The sequence below is a fragment of the Novosphingobium sp. FKTRR1 genome (assembly GCF_020404405.1).
Taxonomy (GTDB): Bacteria; Pseudomonadota; Alphaproteobacteria; order Sphingomonadales; family Sphingomonadaceae; genus Novosphingobium.
Genome location: NZ_JAIZDA010000076.1, coordinates 1 through 4192, shown reverse-complemented (window position 1 = coordinate 4192; position 4192 = coordinate 1). Strand labels below are relative to the sequence as shown.

The window sequence follows — 4192 nt, the reverse complement described above, 5'->3', positions numbered from 1 at the left end:
CCCGCACCTTCCCGCATATGCTTGCGGCGAGCGGTATCAGTCCAGGGCATGTGCTTCCTCCATCGTCTCGACAACGACGCTGAATCACAACCTACTGATATCGCTCAACCACTTTTCGCTCGGGCTCTTAGTCCAGAGTGGAGGTTAATGGTTGCCGCATCGTTCATTTCCCTGAATAAAGAGTAAACAGGGGTAAACGTTGTCTTGCACCATTATGGGGTCACTTGCCGCAGTCGTTCTAACCCGGAATGAACCGTTTGCCGCAGCATCATGGTTCGCAAGCCCGCATCGATTTTTGCAAGTGCAGCATACTGGTCGGGCGCAACGTCCAACGGTCGAACCTTTTTCGGAAGGACGTTTTTTTGGAAGTAGTGGTCGATATTGAAGCTGGAGCCCTCCAGACGGCGAAGGCCATTTATGCAATTCGCAGAAGGCGTGATTCTGCGGCGGGGTTCCGTGGACTGTTTGGCGAGCCAGCGTGGGATATCCTTCTCGAACTGTACATCGCGCAAAAAAGCCGCACCGAACTGCAAGTGTCGAGCGTGTGCATCGAGGCCGGGGTGCCTTCAACCACGATCTTGCGCTGGATCGCGCGGCTCGAACGCGATGGCCTTGTCTATCGTGAAGCCGACAGGGGCGATGCGCGTCGCCGCTATGTGCGGCTGACGTCCGAAGGCCATGCGCTGATGGTGCGGCTGCTGGGCGCCATCGGTCCGATGGGCTGAGCTTACGCCCGATATGGCGCTTCCGGTTGTCGTAGGGCAGCTGGAAGCACCATATCGGTTGGTTTCGGGTTTACCAGAAGAAGTCGTGGATCACGTCGACGACTTCACCGGTGTAGATATCGACCAAGATCACGTCGTCATAATACCGGACCCAGCGATAGGAGCCGTAAGCCGGCGGCAGGCGATAGGCCCACGGATCGGACAGCCAGTACTGCTGGGCATAGAAGGGCGCGCCAAGAAAGATTCCGATGCTCAACTGGCTGTAGTTGTACCCGCGGAATGGCGCGTAGTACGTTCCGCCATGGAACACGTTGCGGTTCCGGCTGCGCCAGTTGAACCAGTCGTAGCGGTTATCGCGGCGCCAGCCATTGTCCCAGCGGCGGTTGTCTCCACCACGGTTCCAGTCACCGCCACGATCGGTGCGCTGGTTCGACCAGGCGGGATTGCCGCGCCACTGGTCATTGCGGCGCTGATCGTTCCGCCATTGGTTGCCCTGCCATTGGTTGCCTTGATTGCCTTGGTTGCGATCGTTCCAGCCGCGTCCGCCGTCGCCATTCGCCCGGTTGTCGTTGCGGTTGTTGTCGCGATCGCGCTGCCAGCGCCCGGCATCGCCATCGCGCGACCATGTGCCGCCGCCTTCGCGCCGTTCGTTCTGCCAGCCGGGCGTTCCGGGCGTTCCGGGTGAGCTGGCATTGCCCTGATCGCGTCCGCGCCAGGCCGGTTGACCGGCGGGCGTCGGGTTGGCGCCATAAGGCCGCGTGCGGATTACCGCACGGTCGGGCTCTGCACTGTTCCGCCATGCAGGTTGGGGATTGCCCTGCGGCACGTTGGCGGGTCTGCCCTGCCAGCCGCTTCCGGCTGGCGCACCGTTCCCTTGCCACGATGCCGGACCGCGCGGCTGAGCCTGAACCGGCATGGAGGGCGGGGATTGCGGCATGCGCGGCTGCTGCTGCACGACAGGTTGCGGCTGGGGCTGCTGCTGGGCAGGCGCCTGTTGCCGGGCGCCACCACCCCCGCGGTTTTCACCCCGCTCGCCGCGCTCCCGCTCGCCACCACCGGGACCACGCTGTTCCCAGCCGCCGGGAGCGGCGCTGGCGGGGGTAGCCGAAGCAAGAGCCAGAGCGCCGACGCTTGCGGCCAGCAGCACACTGCGAAAAGTGAGGCGGACGGTCATGACATTAAGTCCCTTTTGGCGCGGCGTGGAACCCTCCAAGCCGTGCTGTGAAGGCATCATGCGCGAGTCGTGCTGTCGTGCGGCTGAACCGTGCCACGCGCCTTCGTTCAGGAAAGGGCGGTCGTAGCTGAATTGCCGCATGCAAAAACGGCCCCGGTGCGTTGCGCGCCGGGGCCGTCTTGCAGTCGTCGACGCTTGCGATCAGCGCGTCAGTTTCTTGTAAGCCAGACGGGTCGGCCGGTCGGCAGCGTCACCCAGACGGCGGCGCTTGTCCTCTTCGTACATGGCGAAGTTGCCTTCGAACCATTCGACGTGGCTGTTGCCTTCGAAAGCCAGAATGTGCGTGGCCAGACGGTCGAGGAAGAAGCGGTCGTGGCTGATGACCACGGCGCAACCGGCAAAGTTCTCGATCGCGTCTTCCAGCGCGGCGAGCGTTTCGACGTCGAGATCGTTGGTCGGTTCGTCGAGCAGCAGCACGTTGCCGCCCTGCTTGAGCATCTTGGCCATGTGCACGCGGTTGCGTTCACCGCCCGACAGCTTGCCGACGTTCTTCTGCTGGTCCTGACCCTTGAAGTTGAATGCGCCGACATAAGCGCGGGTCGAAGTGTCGAAGCCGTTGACCTTCATGTAGTCGTGGCCGCCAGAGATTTCCTCCCACACGTTCTTGCCGGAATCGAGCGCATCGCGGCTTTGGTCGACATAGCCTAGGCGCACGGTCGACCCCATCTCGATCGTGCCTTCATCGGGCTGTTCCTGCCCGGTGATCAGTTTGAACAGCGTCGATTTACCCGCGCCGTTCGGCCCGATCACCCCGACGATACCGCCAGGCGGAAGGATGAACGACAGATCTTCGAACAGCAGCTTGTCGCCATAGGACTTGGTGATGCCCTTGGCCTCGATGACCTTGCCGCCCAGCCGCTCGGGCACCTGGATGACGATCTGCGCCTTGCCCGGCGAGCGGTTTTCCTGAGACGCCACGAGCTGCTCGAACTTGGAAATACGCGCCTTGGACTTGGTCTGGCGACCTTTCGGCCCCTGACGGATCCATTCGAGTTCCTCCTTGATCGCCTTCTGGCGCCCGGATTCCTCGCGATCCTCCTGCTCGAGCCGCTTGGACTTCTTTTCCAGATAGGTGGAGTAGTTGCCTTCGTAGGGGAAATACTTGCCCCGGTCGAGTTCGAGGATCCAGCCGACCACGTTGTCGAGGAAATAGCGGTCGTGGGTGATCATCAGCACCGCGCCGGCATATTCCTTGAGGTGGTTTTCCAGCCATTCGACGCTTTCGGCATCGAGGTGGTTGGTCGGTTCGTCCAGTAGCAGGATCGACGGCTTCTGGATCAGCAGGCGGGTCAGCGCGATGCGGCGGCGTTCACCGCCCGACAGGTTGTCGACCGGCCAGTCACCCGGCGGACAGCGCAGCGCTTCCATCGCGATTTCAAGCTGGTTGTCGAGCGTCCAGCCATCGACCGCGTCGATTTTGGTCTGCAGGTCGCCCATCTCGTCCATCAGCGCGTCGAAATCGACGTCCTCCGGCGGGTCGGCCATGATGTTGCTGATTTCGTTGAAGCGATCGACCAGATCGGCGACTTCGCGCGCGCCTTCCTTGACGTTTTCCAGCACGGTCTTGCTGGAATCGAGCTGCGGCTCCTGCTCCAGATAGCCGATGGTGATGTGCTCACCGGCCCAGGCTTCACCGGTGTAGTCGGTGTCGATGCCCGCCATGATCTTGATCAGGGTGGACTTGCCCGCGCCGTTGGGCCCGACGATGCCGATCTTGGCGCCCTGATAGAACTGCAGGCTGATATTGTTCAGTACCGGCTTGGCGGCACCGGGAAAAGTCTTCGTCATGTTCTTCATGACGTAAGCGTACTGCGCGGCCATGGTCGTCCTTCGCAAATCTGGATGAGCCAGCCGGGGCTGGCGGCCCCGAAGCTTTGCCCCGCGCTCTACAGGGCGCGACGGCCCCCGGCAAGGGAGCGCAATCGCATCGCAGCAGTGTAGCAGCCGATCAGGAATCCCTTGCGTTTTGTCACAAACAGGCGAAGTCTTGCGGCAGGCGTCCACGCAGGGGAGAGGCGGGCGATGCTATCGATGATCTATCTTAGTGCGGCCACGCAGCCGTTCGATGATGCGACTCTGGCAGTACTTGAGCGACAGGCTTCGGCGGTAACTGCTCAGGTGGTTGGCAATGAGGCCGATCAAGCGACCGCGAAGCGTCCGTCGACGAGGTCTCGGATTGCGCTGAGTGCGGACTGGCCAGAGAGGCGTGCGGTGCCGGTGACGGAACGGTATC

At 62.2% G+C, this 4192-nt stretch carries 4 protein-coding genes; 2 read left to right on the top strand and 2 right to left on the bottom strand.

The window, feature by feature from the left end:
• Positions 1-371: 371 nt before the first annotated feature.
• On the top strand, positions 372-725 hold the full coding sequence (locus LDN95_RS22880; protein WP_226019804.1) for a MarR family transcriptional regulator: 354 nt from the start codon (positions 372-374) through the stop codon (positions 723-725).
• A gap of 70 nt (positions 726-795) precedes the next feature.
• Here LDN95_RS22880 and LDN95_RS22875 read toward each other — a convergent pair whose 3' ends face one another.
• Both LDN95_RS22875 and ettA read right to left on the bottom strand, forming a co-directional pair.
• Positions 796-1899 carry an RcnB family protein gene (locus LDN95_RS22875; RefSeq protein ID WP_226019803.1) on the bottom strand — a complete coding sequence of 368 codons (1104 nt, stop codon included), beginning with the start codon at positions 1897-1899 and terminating at the stop codon, positions 796-798.
• A 201-nt stretch (positions 1900-2100) separates the two neighbouring features.
• Entirely contained in the window at positions 2101-3780 is a 1680-nt protein-coding gene (gene ettA, locus LDN95_RS22870) for an energy-dependent translational throttle protein EttA (RefSeq protein ID WP_226019802.1), read from the bottom strand.
• A gap of 201 nt (positions 3781-3981) precedes the next feature.
• Here ettA and LDN95_RS22865 point away from each other — a divergent pair.
• Positions 3982-4192: hypothetical protein (locus LDN95_RS22865; RefSeq protein WP_226019805.1), on the top strand; the 211-nt coding region annotated here is incomplete at its 3' end.

Excerpts from the sequence above, each read along its gene's own strand:
- ettA (WP_226019802.1), bottom strand. The coding sequence starts at position 3,780 with ATGGCCGCGCAGTACGCTTACGTCATGAAGAACATGACGAAGACTTTT.
- LDN95_RS22875 (WP_226019803.1), bottom strand. The coding sequence starts at position 1,899 with ATGACCGTCCGCCTCACTTTTCGCAGTGTGCTGCTGGCCGCAAGCGTC.